Here is a 19,774-nt window from a genome sequence, read left to right as displayed (position 1 = left end):
TTATCATAAGCTTCTTAGACAGGCTGTAGTAAGAAAATTTTATGACGAGGACAACGCATGAATACCGTCTATTCAGCTTTGTTGACAGGGTGTATATCATTTGCTGCTACAAATATAGACGATATCTTCGTTCTCACTGCTCTCTTTTTACAATCTAATTCATCGAAGCGAAAAGCATATATTGTTGTCGGTCAGTATTTTGGCATGTGTTTACTCATTATACTGAGTTCCATAGGGACATTTGGAGCACTGATTATCCCAAGGACATGGTTGGGATTCCTCGGCATCATCCCCATCTATATGGGAGTAAAAATGTTCTATACAAAAGACGAAGAGAAACCCAATTCCAGGAACGTATTAACTGATCTAAGCACCTATAAAGTAATGCTCATTGTAATTGGTAATGGCGTCGATAACCTTAGTGTGTACATCCCTTTGTTCGCGCAAGGACAATGGATTTACAAGACAATTATAGTTACAATGTTCCTCATTCTTACTGGCGTGTGGTGTTGGATCGCCTATAAAGCCATACACAACCCATGGTTGGGTAGTTTCATAAAGAAATACGGACATCTAACAGTTCCCATTACTCTGATTGGTATCGGCGGATATATCATGCTAGAGGCGGGTTCATTCTACATGTTGGTTAAATGATTTCTTCGTCAGCATTACAACCATAAATTTAAGGACTTTTACCTTCAGCATTTTACAGTTCAAAGAACTTTTTAACAGGCTGTTGCCTTGGTTCCTTTGTCCATTCATCACACACCTTCACCCCATATACTTACAGATATCAGAAAGCAGAGGCGTGAGGACTTGGCATCGGTTCTAACTTAGACAACTGTAGTGTTGGTATCGCATACGGAAGTAACAAAATCAAGTTTCCCCACTGGGTCAATGCAATCGTCAATGCTGTCGGATTTTTTACAACGCTCCTCGGAGCATACCACTGGGGAGATCATCTCACACTACCTTAATCAGAGTCAGGCATCGTGGACATCCTGCATTGTACTTGTTTGTATTGGAGTATTTTTCTGGTATTCAGCGTACATTCATCCCCGAATTTCTCAAAAACAAGACAAATGCGTATCAAAAAGCCAGGGTGGAAACAAGGAATTGTTCTCGGCTTGGCACTGTCATTCACGAATTTGATAACTGGGTTTGGAGCTACAATCTCCAATGCGGCGTCTTTTTGGGCAACCGTTGTCAGTGTCACGGTCTGGGGATACATCATGATTTGGGTTGGCAACATTGTAGGTATCGGTGTACTCGCCAGATTATTATGGAAATACTCTTCATTTGTTCAGGCTTTTTACTGATTGCCGTTGGCATCCATCAGGTTTACTAGTGGTTACACGAAGAATGTGTATATCCCCATTCCAAGCATTTTCACCTCGTGAGTCCCCCCTATAAGACAGGCATAGCTTTGTATAAGATGACATACATAATACGCAGTACCATACTCGGGGTTTGCGGTGCATGAAAAGGGGTAGCACTTTATCGTAAGGGGTTCCGTTTTGGAGTAGAAAATACAAAATGGCACCCCGAAATGACATGGCTTTGACATTTCATTTGACACGAAAAGTGGCACATCAATTGGTGTGCCACTTTTTTTCATCAAAAATCCTTGACACAAAGAAAAGGACATTTTATTATTCAGTTAAACTTAATAAGAGTAACGTAATAAAATTGGAGGTACTTCTAATGAGAAAGAACGAATTAGGGCGTTTTTCGGACGCGTCGTTCCTTATTCTGTCAAGCTTGGCGAACGGTCCAAAACACGGCTACGCCATGATGGAAGACATTCGTGCGTTTAGTGGTACGCAATTAGAACCAGGGACACTTTACGGCGCGATTACACGCTTAGAGAAACAGGGCTGGATAGAGGCACTCCCCACGAATGAAAGACGGCGACCATACCGCATTACTGGCGAAGGCGTGACTGTACTTCGTGAACAAGTTGCAACATTGGAACAGGTCGCTTTAGTTGGAAAGAGCCGATTGGCAACGATGGAGGGATTTTAATGCGTTGGTTGCTACAACTTTACCCTCGCCAATGGCGTGAACGGTATGAAGAAGAAGTGTTAGCGGTCTTGGAAGAACATAGGGTCTCACCTGCAACAGTCATCGACCTGTTGATGGGTGCTCTAGATGCGAACTTGAATTACGACGGTTTTTCGGAAGGAGTGATGTATATGGTAAACCGACTTCGTTCGGGCATGATCATGATTTTTTGTGCATTTATGTTGTTTGGAGTAGGTTGGGGAATGTTGCAACGGCTTAACGACCCAATGACTCTATTTCAAGCGGCAAATAAGGTTCACCCTGAGTTCGGAATTCTCCATACTGCAGTTTTAATCGTTGGTTGTTTGGCGTTTGTTGCTTTTTTGGTCGGTGGTCTTCCGATTTTCCTCATTTCCGTTAAGCGAGCTATCAAAAACAGGAAAAGAGACGCGTTAGTGCCTTTTGGGGTCGCGTTATCATGCCTTGTGCTGTTCATTCTCGAAACCGCTATTTTAGCAGACTGGCATCGGATTGCATTCGCCAAACATCATTTGGTCGGTTTTTTTCTAAGTTATTTGACTCTAGTCGCTATTGAATTAATCGTTGGGACGATTTCTGCCTCATTGACAATTTCCAGAACGGATTTCCAATTACGAGAACTAAAATTCATGTTTGTGCCCGAGATTGTTATTTTATTCGGCATGATTGTTTCCGTTGTTCTGTCAACAGTTCTTATCATCTTGATTACCGCCTACGCACCACAACTATTCATCACTCAGGATGTGGGTAGCCCGATGTTCATTACAGGCATCATCTTTATGGCTCTCGGAACAATATTCGCTTGGATGGGAATTCGACGAGGGACAATAAAAGGACTTGGGATATATCATGAAACACAGTTTGAATAAACTTTCGACTCGGTATTGGTTCACGTTACTTCTTGCTCTGATTACTGCTTTTGTTTTCGGTCAGCTCAACTATGGAAATCTGCTGCCAAATGCGGTGCCGTGGGGTATTCTCGCCCTTATTTTGACAACATGGCTCGGGACAAGTAAAAAGGACGCATTACGATTAGGAGCCACGTTTGGTTTTCTATTGTCCTATGCATACTTGTGGTTTGACAACCACAACATCCACTCCCTTACCCAGATCCTAATTCTGATCCCGCTGATTATCCTGCCATCCTTATTTGTGTTGTTGTGCGGGGCGGCACTAGGGTATTTAGGCTGGCAACTTCGAAAGTTGTTCATGAAGAAGACTTGATTACAGTGTGTTTTACACAAGCTTTGAAAAACTACTGAATGTGCGTTATTAATTACAGCCACGATGCCTCGTGGCTGTTTTTTACGCTATTCATGAAAAGTAAATGATGTCCTTCATGTCAAACTGCTTGTCCGTAATCCCTAGCCGTTGAGCTGGGGTTACAAATTCGTCGCCCGATTTGATTGGCTTACAGAAGTTATGGTACGTCCGTAAGATGGTGATGACGTGCCGTGCATACTTCGGATTGAAATTAGCGTAGATATAACTCTTGCCTTCACCGCTTGCTGTGACAAGTGGACGCTCCAAGATGGACAACCGACGACGAATTTGTTGCATAAAGGCGTTCGTTGCGTGATTGTTCACCTGAAGAACCATCTCCGCAATTTCATCAGGTGAATACGCCGACAAGTCGGTTGCACAATCCACTTCATAAAAACCTCTGTCTCGGGTCGGAAGCGGGTGTCGAATGGGTCGCTTGGCTTTCTTCCGATAGGTTTTTCCGCCGATCACGACTTCTTCATGGAACGAATGGGTATGAAATTTCGCTTCCATGAGTGATCTGGCAGCAGCATAGGGCGACTTCAAATCCATCCCCATTGCCCGTGCGTAATACCGCAAGTCTTTCCAGCCTTCCTTATACTCGGCATACGCTTGTTCACTGCTCTTTCCTCGTTCCAACTTACACAAGAAGTGGTGAGCTTCTGCCCGCCGAATTTCGGGAGCGAATACACGGTACAAGGAATACATGATGGAGCCGTCCTCGTCCGAAATGAACCGCCACTCTTTGGCACTCAACAATTGTTTCAACAACCAATAGTGAGCGATGGCAGTGTAGGTTTGATTGACATGAACGCCATCGGTGTACCTTGCTCGGTTCCAAAACGAGCGTATTGCCAATTCGTACTCCGCTTGCGTTTGTCCGTTGTATTCAGTTGGTGGCTGCGGACAGAATGTGAACGGGTTACGCAACCGCCCGTTCTTGCGAGCAAACAAATTCAAGTGGTCATCTTTGTATGCCAGTGTATCCTGCTGAATGGCGTCAAGGTCGACATTCCAATCGTAAGCCAAGTCCGCACGAAAGACATACCGCAAAATTACATCGCAACTGATGAGCACATGCGTTTCGAACATCTGTTGTTCGCGTTCACGAAAGCCTCGACCGCCTTGACCATGCCGCTTGATGTAGTTCAGGTAATAAACCAGTTGGTCGGTATCCACCCAAAGCGTATCGAACTGATGATTGGCTAACGCTTTTGTCTCATGCCGTTCCAAGAATTCCAAACACTTTTGATACAGCCATTCTAGCTTGTTGTAATAGGTTTCCGAACCTATTTTCAATGTCTCGCATATTCGTTTGACAGGCGTGCGAGCGATCAAAAGATCCGCAAACCGTGGCAGAATGTCGTTTCGTTTCTGATGATACGAAAACGACTCCCGTTGTTTTGGTAAAACGTGTGTGAATTTTTTGCATGTTTTACATTGCCACCGCTGAGCGTTCGATTTGCTCTTGCCTTGTTTGTAGAACGCCTTCGGATTTGAAAAGGGCGTTTCATTGGCGGTTGGACACGTCTCACGGTGAAACTCGTACTCAGGTGTCCAGTCTGTCACTTTGTCCAATGTCGCCAGTCGAGTGATTTCTTCTGCCACTGACCAGTTGGATAAGGGTCCAGAGTAACAGTTCCAAGTCATCCCAATAGTTGAACCCGTTGGATCAGGATTGCAAACGATGGATTTACTTTCTGACTTGTCCGAGCCAACGAGTTTGTATCGGTACGGTTTGTGCTTGACGGTCTCGAACCGCTCCTGCGGGCGACCAAACCACTTACAGAACGGGTTCGTACAGGCGTTTACTTGTATGTCGAAAGCCCTTCCATCTAGGTTTAGGCGGACAGGGCGGAATAGGACGTTGCGATATTTCTTCGCAAATTGAACAGGCGAAAGCAGGAGATAGTCTGTCTGACGCGAAGATAGTTCCCCAGAAGTGACTGGGCATTCAACCGTTGCAGTTTCTTCAATAGTTGCTTGACGCTTCAAATTAGCCAATGTTCTCTTCCTTTATGGGTGTATCTGAGTAGATTTGTTCCATTGCACGTTTGTTTCGGCGTTGCTTCTGCAACCAAGTTAGGAATTGGGGGTCGTCGCGGAGTTGAATAAGAAACATGTCCACCACTTCATCTTCGCTGTAACCCGTGTACTGGGCGTAATACTTCACAATGGCACTGGTTTGCGCGGATACCTTCCATTCAACCCTTCGCCTGTCCGTATTCTTTGGCTTAATGTACTCCATATTGCCCTCCCGTTCGACCTTTCGTTTGTCATGTCAATTGACAGGTGAATTGGCATCAAATTGACACTGGTAATAAAATTATTACCGCATTTTACATCGTTTAAACATGCTATGCCAATTGATCGGGAGAAAATGCGATAAACAGCGTCACAGTAACAAAAATGACGTGCCAATTGATGTGTCAATTAGCACGTCATTTAATGTGTCATTTCATATTTTCTACTCCAAAACGGAACCCCTTAACTTTATCGGCTCCCCTTTTCTTTTTCTCAAAGTTAAAAAACTATCCGAGTAACACATTACCCAATAATCCGAGTCCGTAGGAAACAACACCGACAATAATTCCTGCCATCGTCATTTCCAATCCGCTAGACCACCAGGAACGAACTGTAACGAGACTTTTCGCAGCCCCTACAATAAAGTGCGCCAAAATAGAGACAATCGCCGCAATGATTAGCGCTACAGTACCATGCACGAAAAAAACGGAAGTAAGGGAACAATTGCCCCTACAAACGTAGAGATGGATCCTGAAATCGCAGATGACCACGGGTTGCCTTTTCCGGACTCATGCAGTCCGTGCTTTTCTTGCGCAATGGTCTGAAGGAACATTGCGTCATCCTTCGCGATTGTCTGTGCTATATGGTTCGCATCCTTTTCATTAAAACCCTTTACTTGATAAATTAAAGACAACTTCTCAATCTCACGTGTCGGTTCATCTTCAATAGACTTGCGTGCTCGAGATAAGGTGGTCTCCATCAGCTCGTTCTCCGATTTCGTTGCCAACCAGGCACCTGCTCCCATTGACAACGTACTCGCCAATGCGCCAAAAAAACCAGAGATTAATATCGTATGACTATTGGACGTATAACCCGCTACACCCGCAATGATGCCGAAGATGGCACCTAATCCGTCATTTACACCATATATTGCGTCACCAATCCATCCTGCCACATGATTCTGTTTTTCCTTACCTAAAAATTCATCCAGTCGTTGTGACGGAGAAAGAGTTGCCATGCTTATCACCTCATCATGGGAAAGTACAGTGTCAATATTGAATTTAGACTAAGCGAATAGTCAACCCTAATTTTGTAAATTAAGCACGCCTGTACCACGATAATTGAAATCCCCTAAATCGATGAGTTTCTGTGCCCTAACTTGTACCCTGATCATCCATTAGTACATACGCCGAGAAAATTTTGGTTGCATATTTACAATTCTGTGCATATCATAAAAGTGAAAGTTGCGCATGGGAAAAAGTTTTAGCTCTCGCTAATTGTCCGAATTGTATTGCCCTACATACTTGACGTGTTTGTACTTAATTCATGGGCAATTTCAACCTAAAAAGTTTCCCTTAACTAAAACTTTGTCCGTTGCCTAAATGTACTAACTCAGTACTGCTTCGTAACCAGATTGAAGGGAAGTGTATTTGATGAGTGCACCCGCAACTCAGATTCAAGTTGAAGAGACCAAGGCAGTTCTTGCAGCCCGAGCCGCCATTACCAGACAGCGAAGAGGACTGCGTGCCCTTCTTCCATTTCTCGGACCAGCGTTTATTGCCGCGGTCGCGTACATTGATCCCGGTAATTACGCCACGAACATTCAAAGTGGTTCTGAATTTGGTTACAAGTTGCTATGGGTGGTCGTTTTAGCAAACCTCATGGCAATGCTAATTCAAAACATGTCTGCAAAATTGGGGATTGCCACCGGACAAAACTTACCTGAGTTGTGCCGTAAGTATTTCCCAAAGTGGTTGTCCTACACAATGTGGGGGTTTTCCGAAGTCGCAGCGATGGCAACCGACATTGCCGAATTCCTTGGAGCAACGATCGGGTTGAACTTACTTCTTCATATCCCAATGTTGATTGGTACGCTAATTACAGGTATTGCAACATACCTCATTCTAATGCTTGACCGATTTGGGTTTCGCCCGCTTGAAAAGTTTATTAGCGCCTTGGTTATTGTCATTGCACTCTGCTATCTCGTGGAAACTTTTCTCTCTAAGCCTAGTTGGGGGCTAGTGGCTTACCATAGTGTTGTTCCTTGGATGGGCAACAGCAGCGCCGTGTTGCTCGCTGTGGGTGTCATTGGTGCGACCGTCATGCCACACGTGGTATATCTACACTCTAGCTTAACAAAGGACAGAATTGTTCCACGCGACGACACTGAAAAGAAGCGTATCTTTGGTTTCAGTACAAAAGAAGTAATCATTGCAATGACATTGGCTGGGCTCATCAACTTGGCAATGATGTACATGGCTGCATCCGTATTCAACGCTCACGGGCAAACGCAAATCGCCGATATCCAAACTGCATACAAGACGCTCACACCCCTTCTTGGGTCAGCATCGGCAGGCGTGTTCCTCGTGTCCTTGCTCTCATCTGGACTCTCCAGTTCTGCTGTCGGTACTATGGCTGGTCAAGTCATTATGCAAGGGTTTGTCGGCTTCACAATCCCGTTGTGGTTACGTCGAGTACTCACGATGCTCCCTACCGTTATTATTGTGGCACTCGGCATTAACGCTACAGAGACATTAGTTATCAGCCAAGTCATCTTAAGTTTGGTCCTTCCGATGCCAGTCATCGCCTTAATTTACTTTACCCGTCGCCGCGAGTTAATGGGTGTTCTAACAAACAAACGACTGGTGACGGTATCGGCTTCTGCGTGTGCTGTGATCATCGTTGTATTAAATCTGCTCCTGATTTATCAGACCTTCGGCGGTCCAATGCCCTCGTGAGTAGCCGATTAAGAGAGGTGAAATGCTCTGATGCCCTTTAGTCCGACACAGGAAGACTATCTTGAGGCAATTTGGGATTTAACCACCCGGCATGGATACGTCCGAGTAAAAGATGTCGCAACGGCATTAGGAGTCAACAGCCCCTCTGTCAGCAAGATGATTGAGAAACTTCATAAAGATGGCATCGTAGAGCGCAGGCGTTACATGGGTTTTCGAATGACTCCTGATGGGTATCAGCGAGGTCAAAAGTTACACGAACGCAGAACTATTATCAAGGAATTCTTAGAGAGTATGGAGTTAGATAGCTCAGATACGGTACACCAAACGGTTGAAGGTGTTGAGCATTACATTTCGGATGAGGTGTTGAACAACATGAGACATTTGCTCAAGTTCATTCAACTACATCCAGAATGGTGGGACCAATATCGTAATTGGCGAAAGTTCGAAGATGTCGGGATGAATTCGTGAAAGCCTTGAGGAGGTGAAAACATGGAATGCCTTGTCGGAACTGTTACCGTCGGCGCTTTACTGGTGACTCGGCATGTTGTTAGAACTCGTGTTTTACACAACTCAAAAGAAACAAAGCAATCTGTAACAAAGTCATCAAATTAATATGGATTACTCAAACACGAACTGTCTAAACGCTAACAAGTGTTATCAAGGGATTTATCTTTTTCTGCTGGAACTCGTCACATGAATCGGCTGGCATCAAAAGAACAATTCCGATTCGATTAATATTCACATTACTACAAACTAAAGGGGGTTCTGGTGCAAAAATATTTGAATACACCACATGTAGTGTGGAATCAGTTACGATACACCACTGTATATTGTGGTTTCGTAAATTTTTGCACCAGAGCCAAATCAAACGTACCTGAAGGGGAACGATCACCCGAACGTGATTTTACGACAGAGGTGAAAAAACCGCCCATATGGGCGGCTTGTGTCAATGTGGAGACACTTCTCGACGGACATTTGCGTAATGCATGTCTCGGAGTACGGCGAGTTTTTGATTCACCGCATCGGAGACATCGTCCTCCACTTGTCCAGAAAGTTCCTTGTATAAAAAGGCTAAGTTTGTGAGCAAACGAATATCATTGCGTTCGAAGCTGAATGCGGTAGCGTCAACGATACGCTGCCGATACTGTAGTATCCACTCTTGACCAGCTTTGACGATAAAGGCTACAGCACGAATAGACTCACTTGCTACTTCTACGTTGGAATCATAAAAGCCAGCAAGAATTATTTCTAATAGTGCCCATCCATCGTCAGTTAAATTTTCGTTCTTCGCTAGCCAACGCCCAGTCAACTCTATATACTTTCTACGCTGTTTGGGATTGGGTATTAAAATTCCATCTCGAAAAGCGCTCGGTGCAAGCCGATTTATCACGTTTGGGTTTTCCTCTAGAACTACGGCGAACGTGTTGGACAGGTTGTTTTTGTAACGTTCCAGTTCAGTATTGAATAAACTCGAATCGCCCAATTTGCCCGCTTCGTCAAGTCGATATATGAATATTAAGTACGCGGTCACAATTTCGTCCCTAGCATACAGCATACTCCGTTCGTCGGTTTGTTTCATTTTATTTTGACATGCTTCTAATAAATGTTGAACATTTTCTGCGGATATCCAAGTGACGATCCCCCCCAATCCTGTGAGTAGTGACAAATTCCGTGAACTGTTCTGACTGCAAAACGTAGTTGTGGCTTTGTCAATTAACATTTTCCGGAGACCTTCGTCAACTTCAGTTGCAAAAAACTTTAGTAAAAGAAATTTCTGGATAAAATCATTTTCTCCCCTGAATAGGTTGCCATTATGGTACAATGCCTCACGAATTAGATTCTTCACTGAATCGGAGATCAATTTGAACTGCATTAGATTGTATACGATTCCATATTCATTACTTTCAACGAGTTTCCCAATTGCTTCTTCGGTGATTTCCATTGGATGAACAAATTGCTCCCAAGGGAGAGAGCCAAAGCTCACCGAAAGTAGATGTTGCCCTGCAAACTGATTTATGATTTCTGTGATCCGATTTTGCGTGTGTTTTTCATGTCTGTAGTAAAAACTCATACCTAGTGCGTATTCCGGTGAATTCGGCCACCTGTTCCGGAAATATGTAGGCCAGTGAATCCGATAAATCGCGGCCACCGAATCCGGTAATTTGCAGCCACTTTTGACCGCCTCGTAACGTGGTTATATTCTACTTACCAGAATTATCTTCTATAGACAATGAACTTTTTAATTTACGCATCGATTCTCCATTGATTTCAAGCTTATAAGCGTTGTGCACAATGCGGTCAAGAATCGCGTCAGCAAGTGTGGGATCTACAAAATGCTCGTGCCATAGCTCGACAGGCAGTTGACTGGCAATACAAGTGGAATGCGTGTTTGTCCTTTCGTCTAATAGATCTAGGAGATCTCGACTTTCGGGGACAGACATAGGTGCCAATCCCCAGTCGTCAAGAATGAGCAGGTCTGCCTTCCGAATGTGGCGTTGTAATCGCTCGTAGGATCCATCCCCTTTGGCGATAAGTGATTCCTGAAGAAGTTTAGAAACTCGAAAATAACGGACATTAAGATTTTGACGGCAAGCGGCTGTACCTAATGCGCAAGCAATGAAGGTTTTCCCGACACCTGTCGGGCCGACTAGGATGAGATTATGATGTGCTTGGACCCATTGCCCGGTGGTCAGTGAACGAAGCAATCCGTGATCCAATGTTCGAGACACGTGATTCTCAATTTCTTCGGGTGCCGCGTTGATTTTCAAGCGAGCTTCCCGAATCAGACGCTGTTGGCGATGGTTTTGTCGGTTAACCCATTCATGGTCAACCAAGAGACCAAACCGTTCCTCGAACGTGAGGCTCTGAGCATTTGGATCCTGAAGCTGTTGTGTGTAGGCGTCCGCCATGGCACCGAGTTTCATCTGGCGCAGGTACTGAAGGGTTGGATTGGTTAGCATGAATCGTCTCTCCTCATGTGAGGAGGGCAAGATTGGCCCTCCCATAGAATTGTGATATTAGTTAAGCAGGCCCGATTGGTAGTACTGTGCGCCACGAACATTGTTGTGGTTCGGTGTAACCCTGTGATCTCTAGCAACCAAGTCGGCCTTGTCCAATCCCTTTTGGAGGATGGATTTTACACTCCGATACGATGGTGAATTGATTGTGAGTGCACGTAACGCTGCCGCCTCGAGTCGTTCGGTAGAATACTGTTTACCAAGACCCAGTAATCCGAGGCACGAGCGGTATCCCTGCTCTGGATGCTTGAACTTCTGCAAAATCCGTTCCACCAACATCCCAGTGTTTGGTCCAACGCTGTTTCCCCAAGAGATGAGTCGAGAGGGTGTCCATTCCAGATGCTTCTGGTGAGATTTCGGACGATGGAGTGGCTCGGTACGTGCTTGGCCAGGTGCAAACGCGCGTGCGTGACTAGCAATCCGTTTACCCTTAAAGAAAATCTCAACTGTGTTCTGTGTAATCCGAGCGTCCACGCGTTGACCCACCAACGAGTAAGGAACGCTGTAAAACGCTCGATGTACTTCGATGTGGTAGTCTATGTGTACGCCGCACAGCTTCCACTCTGCGTATTCGTAGGGTGTTGCAGGCAGGGGTCGGAGGGCGAGCTGGTCCGTGGCCGCAAACAGGGACTGACGCGAGCCCTCTAGCTTTTGAAATGGTTTGTGATTCAGCCGATTCACCAGTTCTTTAATTGCCTGATTCAATTCATGAAAGCTAAAAAACACGCGGTTTCGAAGTACCGCCATAATCCAACGTTCCACGATTTGGACGCCGACTTCTGCCTTGGGCTTGTCCTTTGGCTTTCTGGGACGGGCCGGTAAGATGGCACAACCGTAGTGAGACGCCATTTCTTGATAGCTTCGATTGAGTGTGGGTTCGTATCGGTCTGCTTTAAACACTGCGGACTTGAGATTATCCGGGACGACCAACTCAGGAACACCGCCGAAGAACGCAAAAGCACGGACATGACCACTGATGAATGATTCCACGTTTTGAGCTGGGTGTGCCTCTGCGAACGTGTAGTTGCTCGCCCCCAATACAGCCACAAAGATTTGTGCATGTTGCACTTCTCCGGTTTCTCGATCTACAACAGGCAGTGTGGGGCCGGCGTAATCCACGAACATCTTTTCTCCGGCGCGATGTTCCTGGCGCATAGTGATTTGTAACTGTCTTTTCCAAACCCGATACCGTTCACAAAACTGGCTATACTGATACCCGTCTGGATGTTGTTCCTTGTACTCCATCCATAGTAGTTGTAGGGTGACACCCTTTCTCTTCAATTCCTGATGGATCTTTTCCCACTCCGGCTCGAAGCAGTTCTTGGGGCGACCCAGGGGGCAGGAAACAGTAGAGACTCCAATTTTGAGTCATCCATGTCGTCGGGAATTGGCCAAGAGAGGCCGATTTCCTTAGATCTTGTGATGATTTTGCTGATTGTGCTACGGGAGAGAGATACGCTTTTGGCGATGGTACGCTCGCTGAGTCCAGCCTCAGCGTACAACCTAAGTACTTCGTGGATCTTGCGCATTGGTGTCCTCCTTCTGGGCAACGGTGACAACAACTCCTTTCTGTCCAAGAGACTGAGACAGATTCAAGAGATCTGTTGTTCTACCTGCCGCTAAAATTGGAACCAACGCTACGAGGGGAAGAACCAAAAACTAGCTCTCAAAAGTGGCTGTGATTTTCCGGAACAGGTGGCCGCGAATTTCCGGAACGAGTGGCTGCGATTAAACGGAACGCCCGGCCGCTATTTTCCGGAATGCGTGGCTTTTTTCATCCGGAATACGCACCTAGCACATGGATTATCTGCTCGGCTACTTGGTGAAATTGCATTAACAGTCGTCCATTGGTCAACGATTCAAAGAGCCTCCACGAAAAATCCTCAATACCCTTTATTTCCTCATCAAAAGAAACTGGAATGAGAAAACTCCATAATTTAGCAAGGGCATCAAACCATACTCCGATACATCCAAAATATTTCAGCTCGCCAGGTCGCTCAATCCATTTTAATAAAGAACTATAAATTTCATTGCTTAATTTCGACAACTCATCACGACTGTCAGTAGAAAGTTCCGATATTCGTGAAAAACTTAATCGCTTCGATAAGGTATCTGTGTGCCCAAAGTAAACAGCAAACTTTACTCCAATTACAGGGTTATTTTCAAAAAGCATAGCGCCCACTTTATCGTATGTGGAACCTTGCAAATACGCATCCGGCAACCCCATAGCTTGTACAAAATAAATGTAGTCCCATAGGTCGAAGTAGAGGTTCGTTGACTCGGAATTAAACGCTGCACGATGTTCGGATTTCACATCCATCTCCCAAACGTGGTACTCATTCCACCTTGTTTTAAGTTGTTCGAATTCCTTCAAGCGCTTATATCTTGGGTCAGGTGTCTTAGTAAATGAATTTTTAACTTCGACCAGACTTTCATGGACATTACGCATTTTAACAGAATGTAGTCTGGTGTACGTGCTGTCTCGTATTAGCAGAAGCGAATTGTAAGCCACAAACTGATTCCAATTATCTCTTGTGTCCTGAGCGGCTTTAATTGCGCGGTTGAAATACACACTGGCGAGAACGTCATCTCCCAAAATTAAAAGTGCATTTCCAATACGATTTAACCAAATCGGATCTTCCGATTCCAATACGATCCGCCCAACCAATTCTCGAACTTGATGGAGGTCAAATTCAAATTTGGCAGCGATAAGACGGATGAAGAGCAAGTTATTTTGTAAGTCCAAAGAAAGATCAGACTCTGTTGCCATGATCTCTTGGCACAAACTATTGGCATCAGCATATTTACCAATCCGACATAACGATTCAGCTTTTAATTGGTAAAACTCCTCTAGAACTCGCTGATTCCCCCACTCTGGATGCAACTTTAACTGCGTGATGAGATAGTCTATTAAAGTATGTTGACCAACCGACGTAAACGGATTAACAAATTTCAACCATTGAACAAAAATCCCAAATTTATATTCGTCATCGGAAAGGTTTTTAAGCACATCGATGATTTTCCAGAAGAAAATTCTCATAACTGCTGAACTAGAGCCGTCATTTGGGAGAACTTGCATATCATTAATCATGGCTTTTACGTCAAGAGCCTTTAAATCCTTGTACTTTTGAGTAAAGGAGTTATACTGACCCAGGGTCTTATAATCAGTATCCGACGTGTCTCCTTCGTTGTCGTGACGACTGGGTTTTAATATTTCGATATATTCCCTGATTCCTGAGAGAAATGTTTGTTTTCGGTTTAAATTATTTTGGACGGGTATCGGTAACAGGATAATGTTTCTTTGTTCCCAATAACGTGCTGTATACCGATCTATCTCGTCAGCAAACACAAACGCATAAGCCTTTCTTTGGAACTTTGGACTTAGCACATCGCTGACCCAACCATGAATAATTTTAAAATCGGGATCTGTCAAACTATACCCAACGAATACAATCGTATTCTCAGCAAACATTGATTTTAATTTCACAAACATCAGAGGATGACTATGTTCGTACGTGCGATAATGCTCTTCCGTAAACACAATGCTGGACGGACGTTCCATACTACCGTGAATTTTGTGTACCTTTAATGGGTTCCCCTTTGTCGGGATGTCAAGATCGTCTAAAATAACGTCATGAGAAATATATAAATCGTTCAATGCTCGCTCAATAAGATCGTCCTGATTGGTAGTAATAATGTCCCTCCACCCCAATGAAAGTAATTCCCAATGAGCATGGGATGGTTGGTATTTATCATAAGGAATTGCTTGTAACAGTTCGTTATAAAAAGCTTGAGTTCCAAACTCCTCTTGGTATAATTGCGCCACTAAGAGGTGATTTCCATAAATTTTTTCCTTGAATTTATTGATATCGTTTGAATAGAGATCTTTCCACAGCCGTTGTCCAATTTGTTCAATAAATGCTGTCCAAGTCTTGAAAGTTTCCTTGGTTGCGTATTCCGGATGAAAAAAGCCACGCATTCCGGAAAATAGCGGCCGGGCGTTCCGTTTAATCGCAGCCACTCGTTCCGGAAATTCGCGGCCACCTGTTCCGGAAAATCACAGCCACTTTTGAGAGCTAGTTTTTGGTTCTTCCCCTCGTAGCGTTGGTTCCAATTTTAGCGGCAGGTAGAACAACAGATCTCTTGAATCTGTCTCAGTCTCTTGGACAGAAAGGAGTTGTTGTCACCGTTGCCCAGAAGGAGGACACCAATGCGCAAGATCCACGAAGTACTTAGGTTGTACGCTGAGGCTGGACTCAGCGAGCGTACCATCGCCAAAAGCGTATCTCTCTCCCGTAGCACAATCAGCAAAATCATCACAAGATCTAAGGAAATCGGCCTCTCTTGGCCAATTCCCGACGACATGGATGACTCAAAATTGGAGTCTCTACTGTTTCCTGCCCCCTGGGTCGCCCCAAGAACTGCTTCGAGCCGGAGTGGGAAAAGATCCATCAGGAATTGAAGAGAAAGGGTGTCACCCTACAACTACTATGGATGGAGTACAAGGAACAACATCCAGACGGGTATCAGTATAGCCAGTTTTGTGAACGGTATCGGGTTTGGAAAAGACAGTTACAAATCACTATGCGCCAGGAACATCGCGCCGGAGAAAAGATGTTCGTGGATTACGCCGGCCCCACACTGCCTGTTGTAGATCGAGAAACCGGAGAAGTGCAACATGCACAAATCTTTGTGGCTGTATTGGGGGCGAGCAACTACACGTTCGCAGAGGCACACCCAGCTCAAAACGTGGAATCATTCATCAGTGGTCATGTCCGTGCTTTTGCGTTCTTCGGCGGTGTTCCTGAGTTGGTCGTCCCGGATAATCTCAAGTCCGCAGTGTTTAAAGCAGACCGATACGAACCCACACTCAATCGAAGCTATCAAGAAATGGCGTCTCACTACGGTTGTGCCATCTTACCGGCCCGTCCCAGAAAGCCAAAGGACAAGCCCAAGGCAGAAGTCGGCGTCCAAATCGTGGAACGTTGGATTATGGCGGTACTTCGAAACCGCGTGTTTTTTAGCTTTCATGAATTGAATCAGGCAATTAAAGAACTGGTGAATCGGCTGAATCACAAACCATTTCAAAAGCTAGAGGGCTCGCGTCAGTCCCTGTTTGCGGCCACGGACCAGCTCGCCCTCCGACCCCTGCCTGCAACACCCTACGAATACGCAGAGTGGAAGCTGTGCGGCGTACACATAGACTACCACATCGAAGTACATCGAGCGTTTTACAGCGTTCCTTACTCGTTGGTGGGTCAACGCGTGGACGCTCGGATTACACAGAACACAGTTGAGATTTTCTTTAAGGGTAAACGGATTGCTAGTCACGCACGCGCGTTTGCACCTGGCCAAGCACGTACCGAGCCACTCCATCGTCCGAAATCTCACCAGAAGCATCTGGAATGGACACCCTCTCGACTCATCTCTTGGGGAAACAGCGTTGGACCAAACACTGGGATGTTGGTGGAACGGATTTTGCAGAAGTTCAAGCATCCAGAGCAGGGATACCGCTCGTGCCTCGGATTACTGGGTCTTGGTAAACAGTATTCTACCGAACGACTCGAGGCGGCAGCGTTACGTGCACTCACAATCAATTCACCATCGTATCGGAGTGTAAAATCCATCCTCCAAAAGGGATTGGACAAGGCCGACTTGGTTGCTAGAGATCACAGGGTTACACCGAACCACAACAATGTTCGTGGCGCACAGTACTACCAATCGGGCCTGCTTAACTAATATCACAATTCTATGGGAGGGCCAATCTTGCCCTCCTCACATGAGGAGAGACGATTCATGCTAACCAATCCAACCCTTCAGTACCTGCGCCAGATGAAACTCGGTGCCATGGCGGACGCCTACACACAACAGCTTCAGGATCCAAATGCTCAGAGCCTCACGTTCGAGGAACGGTTTGGTCTCTTGGTTGACCATGAATGGGTTAACCGACAAAACCATCGCCAACAGCGTCTGATTCGGGAAGCTCGCTTGAAAATCAACGCGGCACCCGAAGAAATTGAGAATCACGTGTCTCGAACTGTGTTTTGTCAAGAAGATTTCCCTGGTTTTATCATCACTTTTTCCTTGGTGTAATCATCGATTTTTCCCTGGTGTGATCAACTAAAATCCCCTGGTATTATCACGAGAATTCCCTGGTGTATTTCCAGTTCTGTTTGGGTCATTTTTGCCGCATCAATGCGTGTTTTAGTCGGTAGCTTTCTCCCTCAAACACAACAAGTTGTCCATGGTGCGCCAGACGGTCAATCATTGCAGCAGCCATCTGGTCATCCGTGAAAATACCGCCCCATTTGGAGAACTCCAGATTCGTGGTGATCACCAAACTTCGTCTCTCGTAACTAGCTGCAACCACTTGAAATAATAGCTGCGCCTCTTCACGGTCCATCGGAAGGTAACCCCACTCATCAATGACCACAAGCTGAGCCTTTTCTAGTTCCTTCATTATGCGTTCTAAAGATCCAGCGCGTTTGCTCTCGCTCAGTCGTGTCACCAGGGATGCTGCGGTGAAAAACCTCGTAACAATTCCCATCTCACACGCTTTCGTTCCTAAGGCAATGGCAAGGTGTGTCTTACCAGTGCCGACAGGACCATACAGAACGAGGTTCTTTTTCTCCTGGACAAACTGACACGAAGTCAGTTCATCCAGGGACAAGGTAGAGGGCAGGCGAAGTGAACTGAATTCGTACCCCTCCAGCGTTTTTCGTACAGGGAACGCAGCTCGTTGAAATAAACGAATTCTCCGCTGACGCTCGCGGTGCTCCAATTCCTCCCGGAACACCTTATGTAGAAACTCCTCCTGTCTTGGCGTAGCTTCTAAATCGCATAACCGTACCGCATTCTGACTCAGGATTAATTGTCGGCAGTATTGTGAGATTTCTAGTCGTATCTCACTGCGGTCCATGCACTTCACCTCCGAATGCGGGTAGTAAAACATCATACTGGCTCATGTCGGGTCCAGGCTCCCCTGGCGTATCCAGACCGTAGTGAGCAATCCGAGCCGCAACAACTGCTGCATTGACCTCAATGCCTTGTGTGCGTTTGCGAACAATTGCTTCCTGTATCGAAGTCACCGCAACGTCCAAGCCATATTGGTTAGACAAATCCTTCATGAGGCGTAACGCTTGCCGTAACCCACTCTTGTCCTGCTCATCCATGTAATCACGAACCTCGTAGGACATTTGGCTACGCATCAGGCTGTTTCGCCATGCTCCTGGTTTTACAATCAATTGATCTAGCATCGTTAACCAGTCGACTGTGTCTGTCCGCTCTGTACCGAACTCCCTTTCGTGGCGAGAGATAACGTCACCCGCTTCATCAAGTGGTTCAATGAAATGTGCGCCGATCCGGACAATAATCTCCCGGTCTGCATACAGCGGCGAGGAAGAATAAGTGTGCTTGCCATCAAGTATGAACTTGCCATAGCCGTTGGTCTTTACATGCCCATATCGGCAAGATTCAAACGGCGCGTTTGGGAGTGCTCGCATGGCTTCCTTGTCCTTCTCAAACAACTCGCAGATAGGTACTCCTTTCTTGTAGTGCTCGCGGCTATTATCCAAATCGCATAGTTCGAATAATTCAGTGTTCCACTCATGCAATGACACTTTGGATGGTAGGGGAACCATGTAATTTCTCCGAGCGTAACCAACCTTGTTCTCCACATTTCCTTTTTCATGACCGCTATTCGGATTGCAGAATGTAATCTCAAATCCGAAATGGGCTTGGAATCGCTTAAACAACTGTGTAAGGCGAACTAGCTCTCCAATTCGCCTGCCGGCTGCTGTGGCATTGTCAATCACAAGTCGTGACGGAACACCCTCAATATGATAAAAGACGTCCATTAATCCTTGGCATAAGCATTCAGCAGTTTCACCGAGAAAGCACTGAACAAATCCTGCATTGCTATGCGGGAAAGATACCACCAGATACTTCGTAACGCGTCGCACGCCGTTTACAATCACATCACATTCACCAAAATCAGCCTGAGCCTCTCCAGGATGCCACTGAAGTTCAAGATAGCCCTTCTTACTAAGGTGCTGGCGTTGACGAAATGCGGTCACGTATCGGTTCACGGTCGGGTACGAACAGTTGAACTCCGGAAACTTTTTCACGAGTCGGTCATATACTCGCTTCCCCGTATGACGTTGCTTGTACCGATTTTTAGCATCTTGAAGAAGCCATGCATCAATGGTTGGTTTGTAGGGATCCAACTTGGATGGCTTAGACACTGGCACAGGCAGCCTTGGGGAGAAGTCCTCCTGCTTCATGTATTTCCGAACGGTCTTGGGATCTAGCCCCAATTCCTTTGCAATCTGATACGCTCCTTTCTCTTGGAGTTGCAGTTCCTTGATCCGGTGAATCTGCTCCATACTCATCGTCATCCTTTCTCCTCCTCGCATTTCTACAAAGAGGATTGTAAGAAGCAAATGACACAATTAGGAGAGATACACCAGG

The 19,774-nt window shown here is 45.6% G+C and carries 14 protein-coding genes and 3 pseudogenes; 8 read left to right on the top strand and 9 right to left on the bottom strand.

Annotated features, from left to right (window positions below; translation table 11 throughout):
* Positions 1–57: 57 nt before the first annotated feature.
* From NZD89_RS12020 to NZD89_RS12005, 4 genes are all read left to right on the top strand, one after another.
* Entirely contained in the window at positions 58–654 is a 597-nt protein-coding gene (locus NZD89_RS12020) for a cadmium resistance transporter (protein ID WP_268007935.1), read from the top strand.
* A 1,050-nt stretch (positions 655–1,704) separates the two neighbouring features.
* On the top strand, positions 1,705–2,025 hold the full coding sequence (locus tag NZD89_RS12015) for a PadR family transcriptional regulator (RefSeq protein WP_268007934.1): 321 nt from the start codon (positions 1,705–1,707) through the stop codon (positions 2,023–2,025).
* On the top strand, positions 2,025–2,912 hold the full coding sequence (locus tag NZD89_RS12010; RefSeq protein WP_268007933.1) for a hypothetical protein: 888 nt from the start codon (positions 2,025–2,027) through the stop codon (positions 2,910–2,912). Before NZD89_RS12015 ends, NZD89_RS12010 begins: the two co-directional genes overlap by 1 nt.
* Positions 2,893–3,267 carry a hypothetical protein gene (locus NZD89_RS12005; protein WP_268007932.1) on the top strand — a complete coding sequence of 125 codons (375 nt, stop codon included), beginning with the start codon at positions 2,893–2,895 and terminating at the stop codon, positions 3,265–3,267. Before NZD89_RS12010 ends, NZD89_RS12005 begins: the two co-directional genes overlap by 20 nt.
* A gap of 90 nt (positions 3,268–3,357) precedes the next feature.
* On the opposite strand, the gene NZD89_RS12000 is transcribed toward NZD89_RS12005, so the two are convergent.
* The 3 genes and pseudogenes from NZD89_RS12000 to NZD89_RS11990 all read right to left on the bottom strand — a co-directional run bounded on the left by NZD89_RS12000 (position 3,358) and on the right by NZD89_RS11990 (position 6,568).
* A complete protein-coding gene (locus NZD89_RS12000; protein WP_268007931.1) occupies positions 3,358–5,310 on the bottom strand; it encodes an insertion element protein in 1,953 nt (650 codons plus the stop codon).
* Positions 5,303–5,554 carry a hypothetical protein gene (locus tag NZD89_RS11995; protein WP_268007930.1) on the bottom strand — a complete coding sequence of 84 codons (252 nt, stop codon included), beginning with the start codon at positions 5,552–5,554 and terminating at the stop codon, positions 5,303–5,305. Before NZD89_RS11995 ends, NZD89_RS12000 begins: the two co-directional genes overlap by 8 nt.
* Before the next feature lie 283 nt (positions 5,555–5,837).
* A pseudogene (locus NZD89_RS11990) lies at positions 5,838–6,568 on the bottom strand (VIT1/CCC1 transporter family protein).
* Positions 6,569–6,983: 415 nt separating this feature from the next.
* Between NZD89_RS11990 and NZD89_RS11985 the strand changes: the two are divergent.
* Together NZD89_RS11985 and NZD89_RS11980 are read left to right on the top strand one after the other, a co-directional pair.
* Positions 6,984–8,288, top strand: a complete 1,305-nt coding sequence (locus NZD89_RS11985; RefSeq protein ID WP_268007928.1) for an Nramp family divalent metal transporter — start codon at positions 6,984–6,986, stop codon at positions 8,286–8,288.
* A gap of 30 nt (positions 8,289–8,318) precedes the next feature.
* Positions 8,319–8,756 carry a metal-dependent transcriptional regulator gene (locus NZD89_RS11980; RefSeq protein WP_268007927.1) on the top strand — a complete coding sequence of 146 codons (438 nt, stop codon included), beginning with the start codon at positions 8,319–8,321 and terminating at the stop codon, positions 8,754–8,756.
* Positions 8,757–9,234: 478 nt separating this feature from the next.
* On the opposite strand, the gene NZD89_RS11975 is transcribed toward NZD89_RS11980, so the two are convergent.
* The 4 genes and pseudogenes from NZD89_RS11975 to NZD89_RS11960 form a co-directional block, all read right to left on the bottom strand.
* On the bottom strand, positions 9,235–10,359 hold the full coding sequence (locus NZD89_RS11975) for a hypothetical protein (protein ID WP_268007926.1): 1,125 nt from the start codon (positions 10,357–10,359) through the stop codon (positions 9,235–9,237).
* 130 nt (positions 10,360–10,489) lie between these two features.
* Entirely contained in the window at positions 10,490–11,248 is a 759-nt protein-coding gene (gene istB / locus NZD89_RS11970) for an IS21-like element helper ATPase IstB (protein WP_268004560.1), read from the bottom strand.
* Positions 11,249–11,305: 57 nt separating this feature from the next.
* Positions 11,306–12,834: pseudogene (gene istA, locus NZD89_RS11965) on the bottom strand (IS21 family transposase).
* Between the two features lie 245 nt (positions 12,835–13,079).
* Positions 13,080–15,326: an SIR2 family NAD-dependent protein deacylase gene (locus tag NZD89_RS11960; protein WP_268007925.1), complete on the bottom strand. Its 2,247-nt coding sequence runs from the start codon at positions 15,324–15,326 to the stop codon at positions 13,080–13,082.
* Positions 15,327–15,515: 189 nt separating this feature from the next.
* Between NZD89_RS11960 and istA (NZD89_RS11955) the strand changes: the two are divergent.
* Both istA (NZD89_RS11955) and NZD89_RS11950 read left to right on the top strand, forming a co-directional pair.
* Positions 15,516–17,044: pseudogene (gene istA, locus NZD89_RS11955) on the top strand (IS21 family transposase).
* Between the two features lie 57 nt (positions 17,045–17,101).
* Positions 17,102–17,398: an ATP-binding protein gene (locus tag NZD89_RS11950; RefSeq protein ID WP_268007924.1), complete on the top strand. Its 297-nt coding sequence runs from the start codon at positions 17,102–17,104 to the stop codon at positions 17,396–17,398.
* Positions 17,399–17,483: 85 nt separating this feature from the next.
* On the opposite strand, the gene istB (NZD89_RS11945) is transcribed toward NZD89_RS11950, so the two are convergent.
* The gene (gene istB, locus NZD89_RS11945; protein WP_268004193.1) at positions 17,484–18,224 is read right to left on the bottom strand and encodes an IS21-like element helper ATPase IstB; all 741 of its coding nucleotides are present in this window, start codon (positions 18,222–18,224) and stop codon (positions 17,484–17,486) included.
* On the bottom strand, positions 18,211–19,701 hold the full coding sequence (gene istA / locus NZD89_RS11940) for an IS21 family transposase (RefSeq protein WP_268005360.1): 1,491 nt from the start codon (positions 19,699–19,701) through the stop codon (positions 18,211–18,213). The genes istB (NZD89_RS11945) and istA (NZD89_RS11940) overlap by 14 nt, the downstream gene beginning before the upstream one ends.
* Between the last annotated feature and the right edge of the window lie 73 nt (positions 19,702–19,774).

The organism is Alicyclobacillus fastidiosus (genome assembly GCF_026651875.1).
GTDB lineage: Bacteria > Bacillota > Bacilli > Alicyclobacillales > Alicyclobacillaceae > Alicyclobacillus > Alicyclobacillus fastidiosus.
This window is presented reverse-complemented; position numbering and strand designations above follow the sequence as displayed.

Coding starts and splice junctions, on each gene's coding strand:
- istB (WP_268004560.1), bottom strand. CDS start 11,248: ATGCTAACCAATCCAACCCTTCAGTACCTGCGCCAGATGAAACTCGGT.
- NZD89_RS12015 (WP_268007934.1), top strand. CDS start 1,705: ATGAGAAAGAACGAATTAGGGCGTTTTTCGGACGCGTCGTTCCTTATT.
- istB (WP_268004193.1), bottom strand. CDS start 18,224: ATGGACCGCAGTGAGATACGACTAGAAATCTCACAATACTGCCGACAA.
- NZD89_RS11980 (WP_268007927.1), top strand. CDS start 8,319: ATGCCCTTTAGTCCGACACAGGAAGACTATCTTGAGGCAATTTGGGAT.
- NZD89_RS12005 (WP_268007932.1), top strand. CDS start 2,893: ATGAAACACAGTTTGAATAAACTTTCGACTCGGTATTGGTTCACGTTA.
- NZD89_RS11950 (WP_268007924.1), top strand. CDS start 17,102: ATGCTAACCAATCCAACCCTTCAGTACCTGCGCCAGATGAAACTCGGT.
- NZD89_RS11985 (WP_268007928.1), top strand. CDS start 6,984: ATGAGTGCACCCGCAACTCAGATTCAAGTTGAAGAGACCAAGGCAGTT.
- NZD89_RS12010 (WP_268007933.1), top strand. CDS start 2,025: ATGCGTTGGTTGCTACAACTTTACCCTCGCCAATGGCGTGAACGGTAT.
- istA (WP_268005360.1), bottom strand. CDS start 19,701: ATGACGATGAGTATGGAGCAGATTCACCGGATCAAGGAACTGCAACTC.
- NZD89_RS12020 (WP_268007935.1), top strand. CDS start 58: ATGAATACCGTCTATTCAGCTTTGTTGACAGGGTGTATATCATTTGCT.
- NZD89_RS11995 (WP_268007930.1), bottom strand. CDS start 5,554: ATGGAGTACATTAAGCCAAAGAATACGGACAGGCGAAGGGTTGAATGG.
- NZD89_RS11975 (WP_268007926.1), bottom strand. CDS start 10,359: ATGAGTTTTTACTACAGACATGAAAAACACACGCAAAATCGGATCACA.